A 22,568-nucleotide genomic window follows, 5' to 3' on the forward strand; every position below is an offset into this window, starting at 1 on the left:
TTTATTACGGGGACTGCCTTTAGGACACTTCAAAGCCCGGAACATCCAGTCTTATCGCAAGGACTGGGTTCCAGACAGCGCTAACCATAGCGCAGGGCAGTTACATTAAACCTAGCGTGTGGATATGTCTTGGCTTTGTCTGCGCTGTGGCCGGTACTTTTTTATACCGGCACAGCCGTCGGGGCAACAGGTTGAGGGTAAAGCGGGGTCAGGCGAGGTTCAGGTGCAGGTTATCGATGAGGCGCGTCGCCCCCAGGTAAGCGGCGACCAGGATCACCACATCACGATCTTCAGCCGTGGCCGGGCGCAGATGCACGCCTTGGCGCACTTCCAGGTAGTCCATGCGCAGCCCTGCGGCTTCAATCTGCTGGATGTGCTCGGCGCGCAGTCTGGCGAAATCATGATCACCGCCTTTGATGGCCGTGGCGATCTGGCTGAGCGCGCGGTACAGCACTGGCGCGACCGCCCGTTGCTCCTCGGTGAGGTAGCCGTTGCGTGATGACAGCGCAAGGCCGTCCTCGGCGCGCACGGTGGGCTCGCCGATGATCTGGATCGGCATGTTCAGGTCGCGGACCATGGCGCGGATCACCGCCAACTGCTGGTAGTCCTTCTGGCCAAATACGGCCATGTCCGGCTGGACCATGTTGAACAGCTTGCTGACCACCGTGGCTACACCTTCGAAGTGCCCTGGGCGGCTGGCGCCGCACAAGCCTTCGGACAGCTGTGGCACGCTGACACGGGTCTGACCGTTCATGCCATCGGGGTACATTTCCTCGACCGTGGGCGCGAACAGCAGGTTGCAACCGGCCTGCAGGAGCTTTTCCTGGTCGGCGGCCAATGTGCGTGGGTATTTGTCCAGATCTTCGCCAGCGCCGAATTGCAGCGGGTTGACGAAAATGCTCGCCACCACAAAATCCGCTTGCTGTGCGGCCTTGGTCACCAGGGTGGCGTGGCCGCTGTGCAGGTTGCCCATGGTGGGCACAAAGCCGATGCGCTTGCCGGCGCTGCGGGCGTGGGTTACGGCAGCCCGCAGTTCGCGGACGGTTTTAACGGTGTTCATGCCGAGAATCCGTGTTCAACGCTTGGGAACGTCACGTTTTTCACTTCGCTGACGTAGGCGCTCAGGGCGGCGTGGATGCTGTCCTGGCCGGCCATGAAGTTCTTCACGAACTTCGGCACGTGGCCGGTGATCGACAGGCCGAGCATGTCGTGCAATACCAGCACCTGGCCATCGGTGGCTGCACCGGCACCAATTCCGATCACGGGCACTTTGACAGCCTGGGTGATTTCGGCAGCCAGTTCGCTCGGCACGCACTCCAGCAGAATCATCGCAGCACCGGCTTGTTCCAGGGCGATGGCATCGGCGCGCATCTGGCGGGCCTGGGCTTCATTGCGGCCCTGGACCTTGTAGCCACCGAGGATATTCACCGACTGCGGCGTCAGGCCCATGTGCGCACATACCGGCACACCGCGCTCGGCCAGCAGCCGGATCGACTCGGCCAGCCACACGGCACCTTCGACTTTGATCATGTGCGCGCCGGCCTGCATCAGCTTGCCGGCGTTCAGGAAGGTTTGCTCAAGAGTGGCGTAACCCATGAACGGCAGGTCCGCGATGATAAAGGCGCCATCGTTGCCACGCTTGACGCTGGCGGTGTGGTAGGCCAGTTCATCGGTGGTCACGGGCAGCGTGCTGTCATTCCCTTGAAGAACCATGCCCAGGGAGTCGCCCACCAGCAGCACTTCGACGCCAGCCTGGCAGCTGGCGTGGGCGAAAGTGGCGTCATAGCAGGTCAGCATGGTGATTTTTTCACCTTTGAGCTTGAGGCTCTGCAAGGTGGTCAGGGTAATGTCTGGCATGAAAAGGGTCCTCGTTCAGGCGCTTGGAAACAGCGAGTAACGCGCGTGAGTCTTCGTTTATACAGGCGCACTGTCTTGAAAGCAGTGCTTATAAGGCCTGGATTGCGCCCTGTCGCGCCGGGTTGGCGGCAGCGGGACGCCTATAGTCGTGAGGAGGACACGGGAAGTCAATTGGATGTGTTACCGCATTGTTACGATGGCGGTGTTACCGCTGTTACTGACGCGATTCAGCAAGTTGAGCACGGGTTTGGGCCGCACTGAATATCCAATGTGGGAGCTGGCTTGCCTGCGATGGCATCAACTCGGTGTGGCTGATACACCGAGTCGCTTGCATCGCAGGCAAGCCAGCTCCCACATTGACCGAGTCATTCTTGCGGGAGGCGTTCCAGGCCGACGAACGGGCAGGCGCTGAGCAGGTCGCTTAAACGCTGGCCGTCAGGCAGATGCAGGTCGGCTGGCGCCAGCTCAGCCAACGGATACAGCACAAACGCGCGCACATGCATCTGGTAGTGCGGCACTTTCAGGCGCGGCTCGTCGATCAGGCGATCACCGAACAGCAGGATATCCAGGTCCAAGGTGCGTGGGCCCCAGCGTTCCAGGCGTTCGCGCCCCTGATCGTTCTCGATGGCTTGCAGCGCATCGAGCAGGTCCAACGGCGCCAGGTGGCTGTCCAGCGCCGCAACGGCGTTGGTGTAACGCGGTTGGCCTGGCAGCAATGAATCGCTTTGATAGAAGGCGGACACACCGGCGAGCTGGGTGCCAGGCAGTTGCGCCAGCGCCTGGATCGCGCTGCGCAATTGTTGGTGCGGGGCAGCCAGGTTGCTGCCCATGCCGATGTAGATACGTTCCACGTTTATTCGCCCGCAGCGCCCGAGGCATCGGCGCTGCTGCGTTTACGCTTGGTGCCGCTGCGGCGACGCTTTTTCGGGCCTTCGCCGGCGCTATCGCCTTTGCTGCCCAGTTCACGAATCATCTCGCGGCGCTGGCTGTCATTGGCGTCCTGATAATCGGTCCACCATTCGCCCAGGCCATCGGTCTGCTCGCCGGCGCTTTCACGTAGCAGCAGGAAGTCGTAGCCGGCACGGAAGCGCGGGTTGTCCAGCAACAGATCGGCGCGCTTGCCGCTGCGGCGTGGCAGGCGCTCCTGCATGTCCCAGATTTCGCGGATCGGCATGGTGAAACGTTTGGGGATGGCGATGCGTTGGCACTGTTCGGCGATCAGCTCGTGAGCCGCTTCCTGCATGGCCGGGATCGGCGGCATGCCACGGTCCTGCAAGCGCAGTACGCGTTTGGGCAGGGCCGGCCACAACAAGGCAGCAAACAGGAACGCCGGGGTCACCGGCTTGTTCTGCTTGATGCGCAGGTCGGTGTTGATCAAGGCTTCGCTGATCAAAGTGTGGGTGTACGTCGGGTTGTACTCCAAGGCCTCGGCGCTGGCCGGGAACAATGGGTCGAACAACTGCAGGTCCACCAGCATTTCAAAGGTGTCGGCGGCGTAGCCCGAAAGGAACAGCTTGAGCACTTCCTCAAACAGGCGCGCCGAGGGGATTTCCCGCAGCATCGGCGCCAGTTCGCGAATCGGCGCGGCGGTGTGCTTTTCGATGCCGAAGTTGAGCTTTGCCGCGAATCGCACGGCGCGCAGCATGCGCACCGGGTCTTCCTGATAGCGCTGCGTCGGGTCGCCGATCAGGCGGATCAGATTGTTGCGAATGTCGTGTACGCCGTTGGCGTAATCGAGGATGCGCTCGCTGACCGGGTCGTAATACAAGGCGTTGATGGTGAAGTCGCGGCGTTGCGCGTCCTCTTCCAAAGTGCCATAGACGTTATCGCGCAGGATGCGCCCGCTCTCGTTGCGGGAAGACTGGTTAGTGTCTTCCTCTTCATCGTTTTGCGGGTGACCGGCGCGGAAGGTCGCGACCTCGATGATTTCGCGACCAAAGTGGATATGCACCAGCTTGAAGCGCCGGCCGATGATTCGTGCATTACGAAACTCGGCGCGCACTTGTTCAGGCGTGGCGCTGGTAGCGACGTCGAAATCCTTGGGCGTGATGTTGAGCAACATGTCGCGTACGCAACCACCCACCAGGTAGGCCTGGTAGCCGGCGTTCTGCAAACGTTCGACGATGTTCACTGCATAACGGCTGAATTGAGCGCGCTGCAGCGAATGCTGGCTGCTATTGAGCACTTCAGGCGTGCTGCGTTTGTGTTGCGTTCGACGCAAGGGAGAACGGAATGACTGGAACAACTTCTTCAGCATGGGATGCACTGTTTGAAGGAATGTTCGGCCATAACGAAGAATGACCGCATGATGGGCGGGGATTCTAGCATTTAGTCGGGGGATGGTGTAGGAACAAGCTAAGGGCATTGCGCCATAAGCGTTTGAAGGTCAAATCCCGGAAACTACAAGGGGAGCCGAAGCTCCCCCAGAAGTAGTTGCGTGCTCTATTTTTATTATTGATGTCGGGCTTCTTGTTTTTGTTGATCGCCCTCGCCATAAAGCTTCACCTTCATGACACTCCCAATCGGGAGTCAAGAGCAAACGGATTGCTTTGGTCGCTGTGTTGCTGATCTACGATCCAACCAGTTCAGGCTCTGCCTTAGGGCAGTTTTTGTTGTTCTCGGCCTGGTTGCGGGGCAAGCCCCAAATGCAACGCCTCTCCAAAAGAATCAGTTAGCTGCGCCTCCGCCGTGTTGTTTTTGTTATGCGTGAGTCGATTCGTCTTATTTTTATTGTCTTGTACAAAGCTTGTTATTGTTTTTGTACTAAGCATATAGCAGGGTGCGTGCCAACTTTTGTGCCGCCCAGCAAAACCGGGGGGTTGGGCGGGTTTCGCCGGTTTGAGGGCCAAAAAAAAGCCGGGGCTTCGTTACCGTAAGCCCCGGCTTTTGTTACGTGAAAAGTCAGCGGTAACAGTTTTTTCACATCAACAGGTGTTACCTGTGGGGCTGCGCCCTCAGCTTTCGCTGGCCACCCCGGTCTTGCGCCGTGGAATGCCCAGGCGCTGACGGCGTTCCCACAGGCATTTGCGACTCACGCCCAGCTTGCGTGCCAGCTCGGTCTCGGTCATATGGTCCTGATGCTCGAGCACGAAGTGCTGGAAGTAATCTTCCAGTGACAAATCTTCCGTCGGTTCATGGCTGGTATTGCTGGCTCCGCCCTGCTGCGGGGCCAGGCCGATGAAATCGTCGTCGTCCAGGTCACTGAGCTCAATGTCGATGCCCAGCAACTCGGCGGAAATCTCCGGGCTCTCCGACAGAATCACCGCGCGCTCGACGGCGTTCTCCAGCTCACGCACGTTCCCTGGCCACGAGTAGTGACGGATCGCCTGCTCGGCGTCTGCGGCAAACTTCAGGTCGGTGCGATCAATGCGCGCGCCTTGACGCAACAGGAACGCGTTGGCGATCTCGTTGACGTCGGCGCCGCGCTCGCGCAGGGCTGGCAGTTTGAGCGCGATGACATGCAGGCGGTAATACAAGTCCTCACGGAACTGGCCGATCTTGGCCAGGCTCTTGAGGTCTCGGTGTGTCGCTGCGATCAATCGAACATCGACCTTCTGCGATTGTACCGAACCGACCCGGCGAATTTCGCCTTCTTGCAGTACGCGCAGCAACCGCGCCTGGGCTTCCAGGGGCAGTTCGCCAATTTCATCGAGGAACAAGGTGCCACCGTCCGCGGCTTCCACCAGGCCCGCACGCCCGGCGCTGGCGCCGGTGAACGCCCCTTTCTCGTGGCCGAATAACTCGGACTCGATCAGGGATTCGGGGATCGCCGCGCAGTTCACCGAGATCATCGGCGCCTTGGCACGCTTGGACAGGTTGTGCAGGGCGCGGGCCACCAGTTCTTTACCGGTGCCCGATTCGCCCTGGATCAATACATTGGAGTCGGTCGGCGCCACTTTGCGGATCTTGCTGTACAAGTCCTGCATCGGTGGGCAGGAGCCGATGATGCCGATCTCGCCGTTGCTGTTGTCGACACCCGGTTTTTCGCTGGCGCTGGCCTTGCCGGTGGGGCGCTGCTCGGCAGGCGCGCTGCTCGCCGACACACGGTCACGCAGGATGCGGGCCACGGCCTGGAGCATTTCGTCGTGATCGAAAGGCTTGGCGATGTAGTCCACCGCGCCCATCTTCATCGAGTCCACCGCCGAGCGCAGGCTGGCGTAGCTGGTCATGATCAGCACCGGGGTGCCCTGGCCCAGCTTGATCAGCTCGGTGCCCGGGGCGCCGGGCAGGCGCAGGTCACTGACAATCAGGTCGAACGTGGGAATGCTGAATCGCTCTTGGGCTTCCTGCACCGAGCCGGCTTCGCTGACCTGGTACTGATTACGTTCAAGCAGGCGTCGCAAGGCAGAGCGGATAATGGTTTCGTCTTCGACGATCAAAATGTGCGGCATTGATTCAATTCTCTCGACGGTCTCAGTTCACAGCGGACGTCGCTTCGACATGACGCGGCAAGGTCACCCGGATACGGGTGCCGCGTTGGCTTTGTGTGTCAGCCGGGCTGTCGATGGTGATTTGTCCATAATGCTCTTCAACGATGGAATAGACCAGTGCAAGGCCCAGACCGGTACCTTCACCGGGGTCCTTGGTGGTGAAGAAGGGTTCGAACAATCGGTCCATGATGTTCTGTGGAATGCCGCTGCCTTCGTCTTCCACGATCAGGTCGACCGTATGCTCGAAAGCCTCGCTCTTGACACGTACAGCACTGCCGGCCGGCGACGCGTCTCGGGCGTTGGACAGCAGGTTGATCAGCACCTGGGCCAGGCGTTGTGAGTCGCCATCGACCCAATGGTCCGGATCGCACAGGTTAAAGAACTGTACTTCGAAATTGCGCCGGTTCAAGGCCAACAGCCCAATGGCATCCTGCGCCACTTCGGCCAGGCACACCGCTTCGTCCTGATTCTGATGGGCGCCGGAGTGGGCAAAGCTCATCAGCGACTGGACGATGCGTGAAACCCGCTTGGTCTGTTCGAGGATCTGCCCGCTGATTTCGGTGATTTCACCGTCTTCTTCGCGCTCTTCGCGCAGGTTTTGCGCCAGGCAGGCGATACCGGTGATCGGGTTGCCGATTTCATGGGCCACGCCGGCTGCCAGGCGCCCAATACTGGCCAGGCGTTCGGAGTGCACCAGCTTGTCTTCGAGCATTTGTGTATCGGTCAGGTCTTCCACCAGCAGCACCAGGCCGCTGTTACCCGGTGCCAAGGGTTCATCGATGGCGGCTTTGTGCAAGTTGAGCCAGCGGGTCTGGCCGTCGAGGGCCAAGTGTTGCTTGTGCAGGTGCTCGTCCGGCAGGTTGATGAAGCCTTGCAGCAGCTCTTTCCATGGATCGCCCAGGGTATTGAGGCGTGAACCCACCACCCGTTGGGCGGCGATACCGGTGAGTTCTTCCATGGCCTTGTTCCACATCAGGATTTCCTGGTCCTTGGCCAGGGAACACACGCCCATCGGCAGTTCCTGCAGGGTCTGGCGGTGGTAACGGCGCAGGGCGTCGAGTTCGGCGGCCAGGCCTGTTAGGCGCGAGTGGTAATCCTCCAGCCGGCTTTCGATGAAGTGGATGTCTTCGGTAACGTAGTTTTCGCCACCGGCCTTGTAGGGCAGGAAGGTTTCCACCATGTCCTGGGACACGCTCGGCCCCATCAACCCGGACAGGTTGGCCTCGATACGGTCACGCAGGCGGCGCAGGGCATAGGGGCGGCGCTCGTCAAACGGCAGATAGAGGTCACGCAGCGCCTGTTCGACTTCCTTTTGTGCGGCCTTGGCGCCCAGGGGCTTGGCCAGTTGCGTGGCGAACTCCTGGGGCGAGGCCGCATGCAGTTCGCGGCGTTGCGGGCGGCGCACGTTGTCCACCGCGCAGGCTTCGGCGGCGCTGGTTTCCTCGGCGCTGGCGTTGGTGAACAGCGAGATCAGGGTAAACATCAGTACGTTGGCGGCCAGCGAGGCGATGGCAGCCATGTGCCAACTGGTGTCGTCCAGCACGTAAATCATGTTCAGCAACGGGATATAGAAGCCCTGCAAGTTGCCGACCAGCGGTAGCAGCATGGTGACGGTCCACACCAGGATCCCGGCCAGCAGCCCTGCAATAAAGCCACGGCGATTGGCGGTCGGCCAGTACAGCACCGACAACACGCCCGGCAGGAACTGCAAGGTGGCGACAAACGCGACGATGCCGAGGTTGGCCAGGTCTTGCCCGGCGCCCAGCAGCAGATAAAACGCGTAGCCGGCCATGATGATCGCGACGATCAGCGCGCGTCGGGTCCATTTCAACCAACGGTAGATATTGCCCTCAGCCGGCGGCTGGTACAGCGGCAGTACCAAGTGGTTAAGCGCCATGCCCGAGAGTGCCAGGGTGGTGACGATGATCAACCCGCTGGCGGCCGACAACCCGCCGACATACGCCAGTAGCGCCAGGGCCGGGCTGTTGGCGGCAATACCGATGCCCAGGGTGAAATACTCAGGGTTGGTGGTGGCCCCCAGTTTCAGGCCGGCCCACAGGATCAGCGGCACCGCCAGGCTCATCAGCAACAGGAACAGGGGCAAGCCCCAGCTGGCGCTGACCAGCGAGCGCGGGTTGAGGTTCTCGGTGAAGGTCATGTGGTACATGTGCGGCATCACGATCGCCGAGGCGAAGAACACCAGCAGCAGCGTACGCCATGGGCCTTCCTGCAAGGGCGTATGCAAGGCGGCGAGGGCGGTCTGGTTTTGCAGCAGCCACAGCTCCAGCTGTTGCGGCCCGTCGAACACGCCGTAGAGCGCATAAAGGCCGACGCCGCCGATGGCGATCAGCTTGATGACCGACTCAAAGGCAATCGCAAACACCAGGCCCTGGTGTTTCTCGCGGGTGGCGATATGGCGAGAACCAAAGAAGATGGTGAACAAGGTGATCAGCGCGCAGAACGCCAGGGCAACCCGATGTTGCACGGGCTCGCGGGTCAGGATGCTGATGGAGTCGGCCACCGCCTGGATCTGCAGGGCCAGTAACGGCAGCACACCGATCAACATGAAGATGGTGGTCAGCGCGCCGGCCCAGGTGCTGCGAAAGCGAAAGGCAAACAGGTCGGCCAGGGAAGACAGCTGGTACGTCCGGGTGATTTTCAGGATCGGGTACAGCAGCACCGGCGCCAGCAGGAACGCGCCCGACACCCCAAGATAACTGGAGAGAAAGCCGTAGCCGTACTGATAGGCCAACCCCACCGTGCCGTAGAACGCCCAGGCACTGGCGTACACGCCCAGGGACAAGGTGTAGGTCAACGGATGGCGAATGATCGCCCGCGGAATCATTCCGCGCTCACTGATCCAGGCCACGCCGAATAACGCAGCCAGGTAGGCGGCGCTGATCAGCAGCATCTGGGTGAGACTAAAGCTCATCGGCATCTTTTTGGCTCTGCAGGATGAAGGTCACGACGATCAGGATCAGCCACAGCAGATAAGGGCGATACCAGGCGCCCGTGGCGTCGATCCACCAATCCATGATGGCGGGGGAGAACAGGTAGATCCCGACGACCAGCAGCAGGACCAAACGATAGATGTACATGTTGGCCTCTGATTAAAAATCTGCCGCGATGTTAACGGATGGCTGGCAACCTGCAAGCGCCTTCAACTCAATTGCGCTTCGGCCAGGGTCAGCGTGCGCGGGATGCGGGTGGCGTCCCAGTGTGCAATGCCCCAATCCAGCAGTTCTCGTGGGCTTGCGTGAAGCAATTGCGTGTCAGTCTGTTGGCCAAGGGCGCGCAGTGCTCTGAGTAGCAAAGGCGTGGCCTGGTCGGCTGTCAACGGTGCAGAGCGGTAGGACTTGCCCAGCTTGTTGCCGTCTGGCTGCACGATCAGCGGTACATGCAAGTAACGTGGCTGGCGCAGGCCAAGCAGCTCTTGCAGGTACAGCTGGCGCGGTGTGGAGTCGAGCAGGTCGGCGCCGCGCACGATATCGGTTATCCCTTGCCAGGCGTCGTCGAGCACCACCGCCAGTTGGTAGGCGTAGAGGCCGTCGCGGCGACGGATGATGAAGTCGCCGGCATCGCGGCCCAGATGCTGCCGGAACTCGCCCTGGACGCGGTCGATAAAGTGATACTCCAACTCGGGCACGCGCACGCGGATGGCGGCGTCTTGCTGGGCGTGGCCGGCATTGCGGCACAAGCCTGGGTAAACCCCGTTGTAGGGCGCCAACTGCTTGCGCGAGCAGGTGCAGGCGTAGGCCAGGCCGTGGTTGAACATATCGTTCAGTACTTTGGCGTAGGCATCATGCCGCTCGCTCTGACGAACCAGTTCGCCATCCCATTCAAAGCCGTAGCTTTCCAGCGCATGCAGGATCGCCGCCTGAGCGCCGGGCTCTTCACGGGGAGGGTCAAGGTCTTCCATGCGCATCAACCAACGGCCATGGTGGGCGCGTGCATCGAGGTATGAGGCGAGGGCGGCAACCAGGGAGCCGAAGTGCAAATGGCCGCTGGGTGTGGGGGCGAAGCGCCCGATATAAGTAGAGGCTGTCATGGCCCGGATACTACTGCATAACCGGTAAACGCCAGAAACAAAAATGGAGCGTTCGCACGCTCCATTTGTTCAACTCGGCAACGTTACTTGCCGACCTGTTTTTCCTTGATTTCAGCCAAGGTCTTGCAGTCTACGCACAGGTCCGCGGTTGGGCGGGCTTCCAGTCGGCGAATACCGATTTCGACGCCGCAGGATTCGCACCAGCCGTATTCTTCGTCTTTGATCAGTTGCAGGGTCTTGTCGATCTTCTTGATCAACTTGCGCTCGCGATCGCGGGCGCGCAGTTCGAGGGCGAACTCTTCTTCCTGGCTGGCACGATCGGCCGGGTCAGGGAAGTTGGCCGCTTCATCCTTCATATGGTCAACCGTACGGTCGACTTCCTGCATCAAGTCCTGTTTCCACTTGTTGAGGATCTTGGTGAAGTGCTCGCGCATGGGCTCGCCCATGTACTCCTCGCCCTTTTTTTCGACATAGGGTTCGAAGCCGCCGAGGCCTTGAGTCTGCTGTTGCTTTGCTTGGGTGGACATGAATAGACCGCCTCTCACTCTTCTAATCCATTGCGCAGGATTGCAACGTCACCGACACCTGCCGGCCCTGCGGCTGCAAGCGGGCGAACTTACCAGATAGATTCAGGGTGCGCTACTCCCGGTTGTCGAGGTCCAGGGCAAAGGGGATGCAAACCGCAGCAGCCCGCCATGACTGGGTATGTATTGCCTCGAATGTTGATTTTAGCTGTTTTACGAGCGCGCGCAGGGTGCACTTGCAGCCCCAATCAGGCAATAGAGCATGTTTTACCGTGAGGGTTCGGTAGAATCCAGATTTTGTCCTCACCGTCTAAGGAAGGCTAATGGCTCAGCCCTACAGTGCGCGTAGTCGCGCCATCGAACCTTTTCATGTCATGGCGTTACTGGCGCGTGCCAATGAGCTGCAGGCCGCCGGTCACGACGTGATCCACCTGGAAATCGGCGAGCCGGACTTCACCACCGCCGAGCCGATCATCCGCGCCGGCCAAGCCGCGTTGGCAAACGGTAAAACGCGCTACACCGCTGCCCGCGGCTTGCCCGAATTGCGCGAAGCCATCAGCGGTTTCTACCAGCAACGCTACGGTTTGAGCATCGATCCGCAGCGTATTCTGATCACCCCCGGTGGCTCCGGCGCGTTATTGCTGGCCAGCAGTTTGCTGGTGGATCCGGGCAAGCACTGGCTGCTGGCGGACCCAGGCTACCCCTGCAACCGACACTTCCTGCGCCTTGTGGAAGGCGCGGCGCAATTGGTGCCGGTCGGCCCAGACGTACGTTACCAGTTGACCGCCGATCTGGTGGCCAGGCATTGGGACCAGGACAGTGTCGGCGCACTGGTGGCGTCGCCCGCCAACCCCACCGGCACGATCCTCACCCGGGACGAGTTGGCTGGGCTGTCGGGCGCCATCAAGGCGCGCAACGGTCATTTGGTGGTCGACGAGATTTATCACGGCCTCACCTACGGCACGGACGCCGCCAGTGTGCTGGAAGTCGATGATGGCGCCTTTGTCCTGAATAGTTTTTCGAAGTATTTCGGCATGACCGGCTGGCGCCTCGGTTGGCTGGTGGCGCCGCCTGAAGCGGTGGGTGAGCTGGAGAAATTGGCGCAAAACCTCTACATCAGTGCGCCAAGCATGGCCCAGCATGCCGCGTTGGCCTGTTTCACCCCGCAAACCCTGGAGATTCTGGAGCAGCGCCGTGCCGAATTTGGTCGCCGCCGTGACTTCCTGCTGCCGGCCCTGCGTGAGCTGGGGTTTGGTATCGCCGTGGAGCCCGAAGGTGCCTTTTATCTGTATGCCGATATCAGCGCGTTCGGCGGCGATGCCTTCGCGTTTTGCCGGCATTTCCTCGAAACCGAGCATGTGGCCTTTACGCCCGGGTTGGATTTCGGTCGCTACCAGGCGGGCCATCACGTGCGTTTTGCCTACACGCAAAATCTCGATCGGCTGCAAGAAGCGGTGGAGCGGATCGCCCGTGGTTTGCGGAGCTGGCAAGGCTGATGCGTTTTAATCCTCCTCTTGAAGAAGGGCGGCTGATCCGCCGCTACAAGCGCTTTCTCACCGATATCGAAACCCTTACCGGCGAGTTGCTCACCATTCACTGCCCTAACACCGGCTCGATGCTCAACTGCATGGTCGAAGGTGGCCAGGTCTGGTTCAGCCGTTCCACGGACCCCAAGCGTAAGCTGCCGGGCACCTGGGAGATTGCCGAAACGCCCCAGGGCCGGCTGGCGTGCGTCAACACCGCGCGTGCCAATCAGTTGGTGGAAGAAGCCTTGCTGGCCGGTGTGATCACTGAGCTCAATGGCTTTACTGCGTTGAAGCGTGAGGTGCCTTATGGCCAGGAGAAAAGCCGTATCGACTTTCGCCTGGATTACCCCCAGGGTGCTGCGTTTGTTGAGGTCAAAAGCGTCACCCTGGGCTTTGATGGCAGCTCGGTGGCGGCTTTCCCCGATGCGGTGACCCAGCGCGGTGCCAAGCACTTGCGTGAGCTGGCGCATCTGGCGCGCGACGGTATACGGGCCGTGCAGCTGTATTGCGTGAACCTGTCGGGGATCGACGCGGTGCGCCCGGCGGTGGAAATCGACGCCGGTTATGCGGCAGCGCTACGTGAGGCCAAGGCTGCAGGTGTAGAGGTGTTGGCCTATGGCGTACGGGTTACGCCGCAGGAGATTTACGTCGAGCGTCGGCTGAAGGTGCTGCTGGGCGACTAGAGATCGACCCACAATCCCTGTTCGTCTTCGCGGCCGGGCAGGGCGGTGAGGCTTTGGCCTGCGCAAGGCCCGGCGATGCACTCGCCGCTTTCAATCAGGAACAACGCGCCATGGGTGGCGCATTGGATCAGGCTGGCGCTTTCATCGAGGAAGCGATTTGGCTGCCATTCCAGCGGGATGCCGCGATGGGGGCAGCGGTTGAGATAGAAGTACGCAATGCCGTCCCGGCGCACCGCCAACAGCCTGTGGCCATCGATATCAAAACCGCGGCTGCTGTTGGGGGCGAGGTCGCCGGAGGCGCAGAGAAACTTCATTTCAATCCTTAAGTGCCTTGACGTGCAAATGCAAACAATTATCAAATGCCTGCTTCGCCCGTCAGATGACTGGGTGCTCAATACGATGCATGGCAGGGGTAATCTGTCACATCAATGAGTGCTTGAGTGGCCCTGCCCTAGGAAGGAAACCCTGTTATGCGTCTGAGTACCAGCGCTATTGCGCTTGTTGCCTCACTGCTGGTCAACCCTGGGGTGCACGCCTCTGAACTGCCGCAACGCTGGGTCAGTGCCGGCGGTGCGCTGTCGGAATGGGTGACGGCCCTGGGCGGTGAGTCGAAGCTGGTGGGGGTGGACACCACCAGTCAGCATCCGGCGTCGCTCAAGGCCTTGCCGAGCATTGGTTACCAGCGGCAGTTGTCGGCCGAAGGCATTCTCAGCCTGCGCCCGCAAATCCTGGTGGGCACGGAGGAAATGGGGCCACCGCCCGTGCTGGCGCAGATTCGCAGCGCCGGGGTGCAGGTGGATATATTCTCGGCCCAGCCGGATTTGCCCACGCTCAAAGGCAACCTTGAACACCTGGGGAAACTGCTCGGTAGTGAGGCCCAGGCTGATGCCTTGTTTGCCGGGTATGAGCAGGCGCTGGCGCAGCAAAAAAACTGGGTGGCCAAGGCCCAGGCTACACAGAAGGCTCCAGGTGTGCTGTTGCTGCTCGGCCATGCCGGTGGCAAGCCGCTGATCGCCGGTAAGGACACGGCCGCTGACTGGATGTTGCAGCAGGCTGGTGGGCGTAATCTGGCCACGCATGTGGGCTATAAACCGTTTTCCGTGGAATCGCTGGCCGGTTTGAATCCTGAGGTGCTGGTGTTTGCCGATCGCGCCCTGACCGGGGACGCGGCGCGTGCCGCCTTGTTCAAGGAAAATCCGATCCTTGCTTCTACGCCGGCAGCCAAGAGCGACCGAGTCTTTGAGCTGGATCCGACCTTGCTGGTAGGTGGCCTGGGGCCGCGATTGCCGCAAAGCCTGGAGAAACTGTCTGCCGGCTTTTATCCGTCCCAGGCCAAGCCTGCTCCATGACCACTCTGGTTAAGCCAAAAACGCTGTTTATCGGGCTGTCGCTGCTGTGTGTATTGGCGATCTGGCTCTCATTGGCACTGGGGCCGGTCAGCCTGCCGTTAGTGGACACGCTCAGGGCTGCGTTAAGACTGATGGGCGTACCTATTGAGCCGCAAGGATTGGAGCAGGCCGAGTTGATCCTGGGGCAGATTCGCTTGCCGCGCACCCTGTTGGGGCTGGCGGTCGGCGGTGTGCTGGCGTTGTCGGGTGTGGCGATGCAGGGGTTGTTTCGCAATCCGCTGGCCGATCCAGGGTTGGTTGGCGTATCCAGCGGCGCAGCGTTGGGGGCAGCGGTGGCGATTGTTGGTGGCTCGTTCTTTGGCGGGCTGCCGGAGGCATTCGGGCCGTATCTATTGTCGCTGTGCGCATTTCTCGGCGGCCTGGGCGTTACGGCGCTGGTCTATCGTCTGGGACGTCGCAATGGCCAGACCAATGTCGCGACGATGTTGCTCGCCGGTATCGCCCTGACGGCCCTGGCCGGTTCTGCGGTGGGGCTCTTTACCTATCTGGCCGACGACGCCACGTTACGCACCCTGACGTTCTGGAACCTGGGCAGCCTCAATGGCGCAAGTTACTCGCGGTTGTGGCCCTTGCTGCTGGTGAGTGCGGGCGTGGCGCTGTGGTTGCCGCGCCGGGCCAAGGCGCTGAATGCGCTGCTGTTGGGTGAGTCTGAGGCCAATCATCTGGGTATTGATGTTGAAAGGCTCAAGCGTGAGCTGGTGTTCTGTACGGCTTTAGGCGTTGGCGCTGCAGTGGCGGCGGCGGGCATGATTGGTTTTGTCGGGTTGGTGGTACCCCATCTGGTGCGGTTGCTGGCGGGGCCGGATCATCGGGTGTTGTTACCGGCCTCAGTATTGGCGGGGGCGAGCCTGCTGTTGTTTGCGGACCTGGTGGCGCGCCTGGCGTTGGCGCCGGCGGAGCTGCCGATCGGTATTGTCACCGCGTTTATCGGTGCGCCGTTTTTCCTCTATTTATTGTTACGAGGGCGCGCCTGATGTTGCGGGTAGAAGCGTTGCAGATCCGGCGTGGTGGGAAAACCGTGCTGGCCGATATCACCTTGGACCTTTTGCCGGGCGAAGTGCTGGGCGTTCTGGGCCCCAATGGCGCCGGCAAAAGTACCTTGCTTGGGGCGCTGTGCGGGGAGTTGCAGCCGGATCAGGGCAAGGTCTGGCTGGATCACCAGGCGCTCAAGCACATGACCGGCGCGCAGCGTGCCCAGCGCCTGGCGGTACTGCCACAATCTTCCACCCTGGATTTTGCTTTTCGTGTCGAAGAGGTGGTGGGCATGGGCCGCTTGCCCCATCAGACCGGGCGAGTGCGCGACGACGAAATCATCAGCGCGGCCCTGCAAGCGGCGGATGTCGGCCACCTGAGTGGCCGCAGTTACCTGGCGTTGTCCGGCGGCGAGCGGCAACGTGTGCACCTGGCGCGGGTATTGGCGCAGTTATGGCCAGGTGAAGCGGGGCAGACATTGTTGCTGGATGAACCCACGTCGATGCTCGACCCCCTGTACCAACACACCACCTTACAAGCTATCCGACATTTCGCCGACAGAGGCGCTGCGGTGCTGGTCATTCTGCATGACTTGAACCTGGCAGCGCGTTACTGCGACCGGATCCTGTTGCTGGAAAACGGCCGCCCTCACGCGTTGGATACGCCCTCCAAAGTCTTGCAACCTGAGCCGCTCAAGGCTGTATTCGGCCTGGATGTGCTGGTACAGCTGCATCCGGAGCGTGGGCATCCGCTGATCATTGCGCGCTGAGGCGGGTTAATTCACGGGCAAAAAAAGACCCGGCAAGAGCCGGGTCAAATAACCGTGATTAGCCTGATGAGGAGATAATCTGAGAGTCCGAACCAATGGTCTTTCAGTTATCGGCTGATCTCGCGACCAGTTGTGATAATCATAACGATTCTCATTTGAGAGTCAACATTTGTTTTTCTGGCTCATGTAGTTTTCTCAAACGCTCGTTTGTAATGCCCGTAAACACTGGGTTTGAGTGCCACTCTAGTTCTTCTGATGCACTGAAATCGCTTCCAACTGACGGTTCAAGGCCTCCTTGCGCTCCGTGGGTATGTCGTTCCAGTGCACATCCATCAATGCCCCTTCAATCGCATACAGCAGAACCTTCGAGGCTCGAAACCCGCGCGTGCGCACGGCTCGGTAGGCATCGACCGCCCCCAGCCGACGCAAGTCGGACGCGCTGTGGATGCCCACCGCATGCAGCCACTGCGCTGACGTCTTGCCAAGGTTTTTCAGGTGTTGCAGCTCATCGTTCATCAAGCCTCCTTGCGTTGGCCGAATGGTGCGGTGGGTGTCGTGACCAGGCAGCCTGAAAATGAGTGTAGCGCTCAGTAGGAAAAGCGTGGTTCTTTGGTCAGGAAGGGCTGAAAAGCTTATAAGAATGGCGCGACGGCGCTTGCTCGCAGATAGGCGCAACGCGCCCGCCAGGCAGGGGATGTGGCCGTCACTCAGTGTGTGGGGTTACTTGGTGCGGTAGCGCAGGCGAGTACCGAAATTGACTGACATAAGTATTTCGTCAGCCGTGAGTTCGGGCGGGAAATAAGCACCCGAAATCTGTGCATGGGCCAGGCTGGCGCCTTCCAGTGAGCAGCCACGCAAGTCCAGGCCGCGCAGGTCGGCAGAGCGAAAATAGGCGTCGGTAAAATCAACACCCGTGGCGTTCAGGTCGCGCAGGTCCAACCCGCGAAAGTCGCCACCGCGCATGTCGATGGTGCCGTTCTCAGGGCGCTCCTGGTTGAAGCCGCGGATATCGTCCTTATGCAGGAGGGCGTAGAGCGGGGTATCAAGAAGCTTGGGCTGACTCATGATCGCGACTCTGGCTGGTGTTATGGAGCCAGTATAGTGCCACTATCGCGAGGTCGCGCGCCGAAGACGGCGACACGACCAAGAAATATTTCTTACAGGCCCGGCAGACGCTGGCGGATATGCCCGACCAAGGCGTCGAGCGTCCCGCTTTCATTGGTCTCGACACGCTTGCTGAGCAGCAGCTCCTCGGCAGTCAGCGGATCACGACTGGCTTGTTGTTCTTCGATAACGGCCAGTGTGGCGTCGGACGGATCGTTTTTATCCGCCTGGCGTTGGGCCAGCCAACTGGTGATAACGGCGTGCGGGGCGTTGCAGTCGAGGATCAGGAACGGCGCGCCAGTGGCTTCGGCAACCTGGGCGGCGGCGTCACGCTGTGCGCGTTTCAAGAACGTGGCATCCAGCACTACCGGGTAGCCGGCGCGCAGCACGGTGTCGGCAATCTCGTTCAGGCGTGCGTAGGTGGCAGCGCTGGCGTCCTGATTGTAGATGCCGGCCTGCAGGGTGTTCTCCACCTGCTGCTCGCCAAACAGGCGCTTGCGCTCTACATCCGAGCGCAGGCGGATGGCGCCCAGGGCTTCGACCAGGCGCATGGCCACGTGGCTCTTGCCCACGGCTGAAACACCGTGGGTGATTGCCAGGAAACGCGAAGGAATGGTGCTGTAGCTCTCCGCCAGGTTGGCGTAGTTGCGGTACTGGCGCAGGGTGGTAGCGCGTTGCACCGGGTTGGCTTCGCTCGGCATGCTGAACAGTGCAACCTTGGCGCGCACCAGCGCACGGTAGGCTTTATAGAAGTTCAGCAGTTCCAGGCCCTGGTAGTCACCGGTCAGTTCCAGGTACTGGCTGATAAAGCGCCGTGCCAGGCATTTGAGGCCGCGATCTTCCAGGTCCATGGCCAAAAAGGCGGTGTCGGCGTACACGTCGGTAAAGCGGAAAGGCTCGTTGAACTCGATGCAGTCGAAGATCACCACGCGGCCATCGATCAGGGTGGCGTTGCCCAGGTGGATATCGCCGTGGCATTCACGGGTATAGCCGTCGAGCTTGCGCTGCGCAAGCAGAGGCTTGAGGCGTTCGAAGCTGCTTTCAGCCCAGGCTTGCAGAGCCTCCAGTTGCGTCAGGTCGGCCTTGTCGCTGAGGAACGGGCGGATCTGGTCAAAGTTCTGGCGTACCGGCGCCATTACTTCCTGCGGCGTGCCGGCCGGGTGGTCTTGTGGGACTTGAGGGGCATGGAGGTGGAACTGGGCAATCTGTTTGGCCATCTCATCGATGTGCGCGCTTGTCAGTTCGCCGTTGGCTTGCAGGGTGCTGAGCATCTGGCTTTGCGGGAACTGACGCATTTTCAGCGCGTATTCGATGGCCGGGCCGTCGCCACCCAGTTGCGGTGCCTCGGCAGTGCCGGTAATCGGCAACACTTCAAGATACAAATCTTCGGTCAGGCGCTGGTTGAGGCGCAGTTCCTCGCGGCAGAAATGCCCGCGGTCGTCCAGATTGGTGAAGTCCAGGAAGCCGAAGTTCATCGGTTTCTTCAGCTTATATGCATAGGGGCCCGTCAGTATCACCCAGGAAATATGGGTCTCGATGACTTGAAACGCGTCAACCGGATGAGGGTACAAGGCCGGGTTTTGCAGGGCAGCGATCAGGGTCTGGCTCACGGGCGATCCTTCAAAGTCTGGGGAAAATCATGGGGGGCATTATGGCTGCTGATGCCAGTCGTGCAAACCGCTGTCCGGCTCATGTTGATCATCAATAAAGTGCGTATAATCCGCCGCCATGACTCGAACCCGATCTCCCCGTTCCCGTAAAAAACCTCCTTCCCGCGGCCCGCGCCCTTGGCTGGGCTGGGTGATCAAGCTTGGCCTGGTGGGCCTTGTGGCGGTCGCTGGCCTTGCGGTGTACCTCGATGCCGTGGTGCAGGAAAAATTCTCCGGCAAGCGCTGGACGATTCCGGCCAAGGTGTATGCACGCCCGCTGGAACTGTTCTCTGGCCAGAAGCTCAGCAAGGAAGATTTCCTCACCGAGCTCGATGCACTGGGCTACCGCCGCGAACCTGTGAGCAATGGCCCCGGCGCTGCGGCGGTCAGCGGTAATACCGTCGACCTGAACACCCGTGGCTTCCAGTTCTACGAAGGCCTGGAAAAAGCCCAGCCGGTGCGCGTGCGTTTCTCTGGCGACTATGTGGCTGAGCTGTCGTCGCTCAATGGCTCCAAGCTGCCGGTGGTGCGTCTTGAACCGTTGCTGATCGGCGGTATTTACCCGAAAAACCTTGAAGATCGCATCCTGATCAAGCTCGATCAGGTGCCGCCGTACCTGCTGGAAACCCTGGTCGCTGTCGAAGACCGCGATTTCTATAGCCACTGGGGTGTCTCGCCGAAGTCGATCGCCCGTGCTATCTGGGTCAACACCTCCGGCGGCAAGATGACCCAGGGCGGCAGTACGTTGACGCAACAATTGGTCAAGAACTTCTACCTGACCAACGAACGCAGCCTCACCCGTAAACTCACCGAAGCCATGATGGCGATGTTGCTGGAGCTGCATTACAGCAAGCAGGAAATCCTCGAGGCCTACCTCAACGAGGTATTCGTCGGGCAGGATGGCCAGCGCGCCGTGCACGGTTTCGGCCTGGCCAGCCAGTTCTTCTTCGGGCAGCCGTTGTCCGAGTTGAAGTTGCATCAGGTCGCGTTGCTGGTGGGGATGGTGAAGGGGCCGTCCTATTACAACCCGCGCCGCAACCCGGAGCGTGCGCTTGAACGTCGCAACCTGGTGCTCGATGTGCTGGAGCAGCAGGGTGTCGCCACCGCTGAACAAGTAGCCGCTGCGAAAAAAATGCCACTGGGTGTGACCACTCGCGGCAAGCTGGCGGATAGCTCATTCCCTGGCTTTATCGACTTGGTCAAGCGCCAACTGCGCGAAGACTACCGCGACGAAGACTTGACCGAAGAGGGCCTGCGGATCTTCACCAGCTTCGACCCCATCCTGCAGATGAAGGCCGAAGCGTCGGTCAACGACACCTTCAAGCGCCTGACCGGCCGTAAAGGCTCGGATGAAGTCGAAGCCGCCATGGTCGTGACCAACCCGGAAACCGGCGAAGTCCAGGCCATGATCGGCAGCCGGCAGGCCAGTTTCGCCGGTTTCAACCGCGCACTGGATGCCGTGCGGCCAATTGGCTCGCTGGTCAAGCCCGCGGTCTACCTCACAGCACTGGAAAAACCCAGCAAGTACACGCTGACCAGTTGGCTGTCCGATGACCCGCTGTCGGTCAAAGGTGCGGATGGCCAGGTATGGACCCCCAAGAACTTCGACCGCCGCTCCCATGGCACGGTGTTCCTGTATCAAGGGCTGGCGCATTCCTACAATATTTCGACCTCGCGCCTGGGGCTTGAGGTAGGCGTGCCAAATGTCCTGAAAACCATAGCGCGACTGGGGGTGGAGCGTGAGTTCCCTGCATTCCCATCCATGCTTTTGGGCGCTGCGGCCATGACGCCGATGGAAGTGACCACTATGTACCAGACCCTGGCCAATGGTGGCTTCAACACGCCGATGCGCGGTATTCGCAGTGTGCTGACCGCCGATGGCGAACCGCTCAAGCGCTACCCGTTCCAGATTCAGCAGCGCTTCGACGCGGGTTCCATTTACCTGATCCAGAACGCCATGCAGCGCGTGATGCGGGAGGGTACAGGGCGTTCGGTCTACAGCGTGCTACCGTCGAACCTGACCCTGGCCGGCAAGACCGGTACCAGTAACGACTCCCGCGACAGCTGGTTCGCAGGGTTCGGCCAGGATGTACTGGCCGTGGTGTGGCTGGGGCGCGACGATAACGGCAAGACGCCGTTCACCGGTGCGACCGGCGCGTTGCAGGTATGGACCAGTTTCATGCGCAAGGCTGATCCGTTGCCGCTCAACATGCCGCAGCCGGACAATATCGTGCAGGCCTGGATTGATCCGCACACCGGCCAAGGCTCCGACGCCAACTGTCCGGGCGCGGTGCAGATGCCGTATATTCGCGGCAGCGAACCACCACCCGGCGCCGCGTGCAGTGGCAGTACACCTGCTGACGCGGAATCGGTGATGGATTGGGTCAAGGGCTGGATGAATTAAGCAAAGAGGGTTTCAAGTGAACAAGTTGTGGATTCCAGCAATTACGGCTCTGGCTTTGCTCGGCGGTTGCTCCAGCGTGCAGCGCGGCTCTATCCCTGTGGTGGACTCAAGCACGTCCGTCTCCAATAGCGACCGCATTTCGGCCAATGGCGGCTTCCGTCAGACCGTGGTCAAACGGCCTGCCCAAGCTGCAACCCAGGCAATTCCCCAGGATTCCGGCGTCGTGGTGATGGTGCCAGGCAGTGGGGCTGCAACCTCGGCGCCTATCAGTGCCGAGCCATGGACCCCAGGCCCGAGCACTTCCGGGCCGGTGAACTCCACGCCGATTCAAACCGCGCCGGTCAACCAGGGCACCTACAACATGCCTTCGACGCCGAGCGGTATTCCGTCATCGTCCAATGCGGGCGGGTTGTCGGCTGACGAACAACTGGATGGCCCGGTGCTGGCGTTGCTCACCACCGCTCAGCAGCAGCAGGCCGGTGGCGACTTGAACGGCGCCTCGTCGAGCCTTGAACGTGCCCAGCGCGTGGCGCCGCGTGAGCCACAAGTGCTCTATCGCCTGGCCCAGGTGCGCATGGCCCAGGGCGATGCGCCCCAAGCGGAGCAGTTCGCTCGTCGCGGCCTGAGCCTGGCCAATGGCCGTCCAGACCTGCAAGCCAGCCTGTGGGCGTTGATCGGTGATGCACGTGCCGCCCAAGGGGATGCCGCCGGTGCAGCCCAGGCGCGGCAAAAAGCCAAGGTCAGTCTCTGATGGATGCGCGTTTCCCCGCGATCGCCGAGCAGTTATTGCTGATCGAGCGCGAACTGCGCGTACAGGGCTGGTGGGATGAAGTTTCCCCTGGCGCTGAAGCCCTCAGCAGTGTCGAGCCCTTTTCCGTCGATACCCTGGACTTCCACCAGTGGCTGCAATGGATCTTCCTCTCGCGTATGAAGCAGATCCTGGAGCAGGACCTGCCCTTGCCGAATGCGTCGGGGATCCTGGAAATGGCCGAGATGGTCTACGCCGACCGACCGCGGGAGAGCCTCGGCTTGCGTAACGCGCTGAAAAAGTTCGATCAATTGATCGTCGACGCTCGTTAATTGCCTGACTGCCGGTTTTTCCGGCAGTCTTGCGCACATTTCTACCGCTTGACGACATTCAGGCGAGTTTTATCCCTCCTCAAAGCCCTTTCTTCTACGTTCTCATGCGCTTA

At 60.7% G+C, this 22,568-nt stretch carries 21 protein-coding genes; 8 read left to right on the plus strand and 13 right to left on the minus strand.

What is annotated here, in order from left to right; translation table 11 throughout:
- Positions 1-208 precede the first annotated feature (208 nt).
- The 9 genes from panC to dksA all read right to left on the minus strand — a co-directional run bounded on the left by panC (position 209) and on the right by dksA (position 10,862).
- Complete coding sequence (gene panC / locus GIW04_RS03540) at positions 209-1,060, minus strand: pantoate--beta-alanine ligase (RefSeq protein ID WP_003194163.1); 852 nt, start codon at positions 1,058-1,060, stop codon at positions 209-211.
- Positions 1,057-1,857, minus strand: coding sequence for a 3-methyl-2-oxobutanoate hydroxymethyltransferase (gene panB / locus GIW04_RS03545; protein ID WP_003194161.1), 801 nt, complete (start codon positions 1,855-1,857; stop codon positions 1,057-1,059). The genes panC and panB overlap by 4 nt, the downstream gene beginning before the upstream one ends.
- A gap of 365 nt (positions 1,858-2,222) precedes the next feature.
- Positions 2,223-2,708 (minus strand): 2-amino-4-hydroxy-6-hydroxymethyldihydropteridine diphosphokinase, encoded by a 486-nt coding sequence (folK, locus tag GIW04_RS03550; RefSeq protein ID WP_003194159.1) that lies wholly within the window; start codon positions 2,706-2,708, stop codon positions 2,223-2,225.
- A gap of 2 nt (positions 2,709-2,710) precedes the next feature.
- On the minus strand, positions 2,711-4,114 hold the full coding sequence (locus GIW04_RS03555; protein ID WP_003194157.1) for a polynucleotide adenylyltransferase PcnB: 1,404 nt from the start codon (positions 4,112-4,114) through the stop codon (positions 2,711-2,713).
- A 697-nt stretch (positions 4,115-4,811) separates the two neighbouring features.
- Positions 4,812-6,248, minus strand: coding sequence for a sigma-54-dependent transcriptional regulator (locus tag GIW04_RS03560; RefSeq protein WP_034133687.1), 1,437 nt, complete (start codon positions 6,246-6,248; stop codon positions 4,812-4,814).
- 22 nt (positions 6,249-6,270) lie between these two features.
- On the minus strand, positions 6,271-9,225 hold the full coding sequence (locus GIW04_RS03565) for a sensor histidine kinase (protein ID WP_003194154.1): 2,955 nt from the start codon (positions 9,223-9,225) through the stop codon (positions 6,271-6,273).
- A complete protein-coding gene (locus GIW04_RS03570; protein ID WP_003176118.1) occupies positions 9,209-9,385 on the minus strand; it encodes a hypothetical protein in 177 nt (58 codons plus the stop codon). Before GIW04_RS03570 ends, GIW04_RS03565 begins: the two co-directional genes overlap by 17 nt.
- 62 nt (positions 9,386-9,447) lie before the next feature.
- Positions 9,448-10,335 (minus strand): tRNA glutamyl-Q(34) synthetase GluQRS, encoded by an 888-nt coding sequence (gene gluQRS / locus GIW04_RS03575; RefSeq protein ID WP_120248834.1) that lies wholly within the window; start codon positions 10,333-10,335, stop codon positions 9,448-9,450.
- A gap of 83 nt (positions 10,336-10,418) precedes the next feature.
- Positions 10,419-10,862, minus strand: a complete 444-nt coding sequence (dksA, locus tag GIW04_RS03580) for an RNA polymerase-binding protein DksA (protein WP_003194150.1) — start codon at positions 10,860-10,862, stop codon at positions 10,419-10,421.
- Between the two features lie 320 nt (positions 10,863-11,182).
- On the opposite strand from dksA, the gene GIW04_RS03585 reads away from it, so the two are divergent.
- On the plus strand, positions 11,183-12,355 hold the full coding sequence (locus GIW04_RS03585; protein WP_120248835.1) for a pyridoxal phosphate-dependent aminotransferase: 1,173 nt from the start codon (positions 11,183-11,185) through the stop codon (positions 12,353-12,355).
- On the plus strand, positions 12,355-13,068 hold the full coding sequence (gene sfsA / locus GIW04_RS03590; protein WP_034133684.1) for a DNA/RNA nuclease SfsA: 714 nt from the start codon (positions 12,355-12,357) through the stop codon (positions 13,066-13,068). The genes GIW04_RS03585 and sfsA overlap by 1 nt, the downstream gene beginning before the upstream one ends.
- On the opposite strand, the gene GIW04_RS03595 is transcribed toward sfsA, so the two are convergent.
- The gene (locus tag GIW04_RS03595; protein ID WP_120248836.1) at positions 13,065-13,382 is read right to left on the minus strand and encodes a Rieske (2Fe-2S) protein; all 318 of its coding nucleotides are present in this window, start codon (positions 13,380-13,382) and stop codon (positions 13,065-13,067) included. The two genes, sfsA and GIW04_RS03595, sit on opposite strands and share 4 nt — an antisense overlap.
- Positions 13,383-13,538: 156 nt before the next feature.
- Between GIW04_RS03595 and GIW04_RS03600 the strand changes: the two genes are divergently transcribed.
- From GIW04_RS03600 to GIW04_RS03610, 3 genes are read left to right on the plus strand one after another with little or no spacing between them, the layout of a single operon-like run.
- On the plus strand, positions 13,539-14,417 hold the full coding sequence (locus GIW04_RS03600) for a heme/hemin ABC transporter substrate-binding protein (RefSeq protein WP_003194142.1): 879 nt from the start codon (positions 13,539-13,541) through the stop codon (positions 14,415-14,417).
- Entirely contained in the window at positions 14,414-15,451 is a 1,038-nt protein-coding gene (locus tag GIW04_RS03605) for a FecCD family ABC transporter permease (RefSeq protein ID WP_003194141.1), read from the plus strand. The genes GIW04_RS03600 and GIW04_RS03605 overlap by 4 nt, the downstream gene beginning before the upstream one ends.
- Positions 15,451-16,218: a heme ABC transporter ATP-binding protein gene (locus GIW04_RS03610; protein ID WP_120248837.1), complete on the plus strand. Its 768-nt coding sequence runs from the start codon at positions 15,451-15,453 to the stop codon at positions 16,216-16,218. The genes GIW04_RS03605 and GIW04_RS03610 overlap by 1 nt, the downstream gene beginning before the upstream one ends.
- Positions 16,219-16,461: 243 nt before the next feature.
- Here GIW04_RS03610 and GIW04_RS03615 read toward each other — a convergent pair whose 3' ends face one another.
- The 3 genes from GIW04_RS03615 to GIW04_RS03625 form a co-directional block, all read right to left on the minus strand.
- Entirely contained in the window at positions 16,462-16,734 is a 273-nt protein-coding gene (locus GIW04_RS03615; RefSeq protein WP_003194139.1) for a TfoX/Sxy family protein, read from the minus strand.
- A gap of 204 nt (positions 16,735-16,938) precedes the next feature.
- A complete protein-coding gene (locus GIW04_RS03620; protein WP_003194138.1) occupies positions 16,939-17,283 on the minus strand; it encodes a pentapeptide repeat-containing protein in 345 nt (114 codons plus the stop codon).
- Positions 17,284-17,375: 92 nt separating this feature from the next.
- The gene (locus GIW04_RS03625) at positions 17,376-18,932 is read right to left on the minus strand and encodes a bifunctional aminoglycoside phosphotransferase/ATP-binding protein (protein WP_094775286.1); all 1,557 of its coding nucleotides are present in this window, start codon (positions 18,930-18,932) and stop codon (positions 17,376-17,378) included.
- Between the two features lie 118 nt (positions 18,933-19,050).
- Here GIW04_RS03625 and mrcB point away from each other — a divergent pair, with 118 nt between their 5' ends.
- The 3 genes from mrcB to GIW04_RS03640 are packed head-to-tail and all read left to right on the plus strand — an operon-like array spanning position 19,051 to position 22,455.
- Positions 19,051-21,375, plus strand: a complete 2,325-nt coding sequence (gene mrcB / locus GIW04_RS03630) for a penicillin-binding protein 1B (RefSeq protein WP_003194136.1) — start codon at positions 19,051-19,053, stop codon at positions 21,373-21,375.
- A gap of 16 nt (positions 21,376-21,391) precedes the next feature.
- On the plus strand, positions 21,392-22,126 hold the full coding sequence (locus GIW04_RS03635; RefSeq protein ID WP_034133679.1) for a tetratricopeptide repeat protein: 735 nt from the start codon (positions 21,392-21,394) through the stop codon (positions 22,124-22,126).
- Entirely contained in the window at positions 22,126-22,455 is a 330-nt protein-coding gene (locus GIW04_RS03640) for a YqcC family protein (protein ID WP_034133678.1), read from the plus strand. The genes GIW04_RS03635 and GIW04_RS03640 overlap by 1 nt, the downstream gene beginning before the upstream one ends.
- Positions 22,456-22,568: the final 113 nt, after the last annotated feature.

The sequence above is a fragment of the Pseudomonas sp. PA-4-8C genome (assembly GCF_021606625.1).
Taxonomy (GTDB): domain Bacteria; phylum Pseudomonadota; class Gammaproteobacteria; order Pseudomonadales; family Pseudomonadaceae; genus Aquipseudomonas; species Aquipseudomonas lactis.

Excerpts from the sequence above, each read along its gene's own strand:
- GIW04_RS03615 (WP_003194139.1), bottom strand. The coding sequence starts at position 16,734 with ATGAACGATGAGCTGCAACACCTGAAAAACCTTGGCAAGACGTCAGCG.
- GIW04_RS03605 (WP_003194141.1), top strand. The coding sequence starts at position 14,414 with ATGACCACTCTGGTTAAGCCAAAAACGCTGTTTATCGGGCTGTCGCTG.
- panC (WP_003194163.1), bottom strand. The coding sequence starts at position 1,060 with ATGAACACCGTTAAAACCGTCCGCGAACTGCGGGCTGCCGTAACCCAC.
- mrcB (WP_003194136.1), top strand. The coding sequence starts at position 19,051 with ATGACTCGAACCCGATCTCCCCGTTCCCGTAAAAAACCTCCTTCCCGC.
- GIW04_RS03585 (WP_120248835.1), top strand. The coding sequence starts at position 11,183 with ATGGCTCAGCCCTACAGTGCGCGTAGTCGCGCCATCGAACCTTTTCAT.
- GIW04_RS03570 (WP_003176118.1), bottom strand. The coding sequence starts at position 9,385 with ATGTACATCTATCGTTTGGTCCTGCTGCTGGTCGTCGGGATCTACCTG.
- GIW04_RS03555 (WP_003194157.1), bottom strand. The coding sequence starts at position 4,114 with ATGCTGAAGAAGTTGTTCCAGTCATTCCGTTCTCCCTTGCGTCGAACG.
- GIW04_RS03610 (WP_120248837.1), top strand. The coding sequence starts at position 15,451 with ATGTTGCGGGTAGAAGCGTTGCAGATCCGGCGTGGTGGGAAAACCGTG.
- GIW04_RS03620 (WP_003194138.1), bottom strand. The coding sequence starts at position 17,283 with ATGAGTCAGCCCAAGCTTCTTGATACCCCGCTCTACGCCCTCCTGCAT.
- panB (WP_003194161.1), bottom strand. The coding sequence starts at position 1,857 with ATGCCAGACATTACCCTGACCACCTTGCAGAGCCTCAAGCTCAAAGGT.
- GIW04_RS03640 (WP_034133678.1), top strand. The coding sequence starts at position 22,126 with ATGGATGCGCGTTTCCCCGCGATCGCCGAGCAGTTATTGCTGATCGAG.
- GIW04_RS03565 (WP_003194154.1), bottom strand. The coding sequence starts at position 9,225 with ATGCCGATGAGCTTTAGTCTCACCCAGATGCTGCTGATCAGCGCCGCC.
- GIW04_RS03595 (WP_120248836.1), bottom strand. The coding sequence starts at position 13,382 with ATGAAGTTTCTCTGCGCCTCCGGCGACCTCGCCCCCAACAGCAGCCGC.
- sfsA (WP_034133684.1), top strand. The coding sequence starts at position 12,355 with ATGCGTTTTAATCCTCCTCTTGAAGAAGGGCGGCTGATCCGCCGCTAC.
- GIW04_RS03600 (WP_003194142.1), top strand. The coding sequence starts at position 13,539 with ATGCGTCTGAGTACCAGCGCTATTGCGCTTGTTGCCTCACTGCTGGTC.
- gluQRS (WP_120248834.1), bottom strand. The coding sequence starts at position 10,335 with ATGACAGCCTCTACTTATATCGGGCGCTTCGCCCCCACACCCAGCGGC.
- GIW04_RS03560 (WP_034133687.1), bottom strand. The coding sequence starts at position 6,248 with ATGCCGCACATTTTGATCGTCGAAGACGAAACCATTATCCGCTCTGCC.
- dksA (WP_003194150.1), bottom strand. The coding sequence starts at position 10,862 with ATGTCCACCCAAGCAAAGCAACAGCAGACTCAAGGCCTCGGCGGCTTC.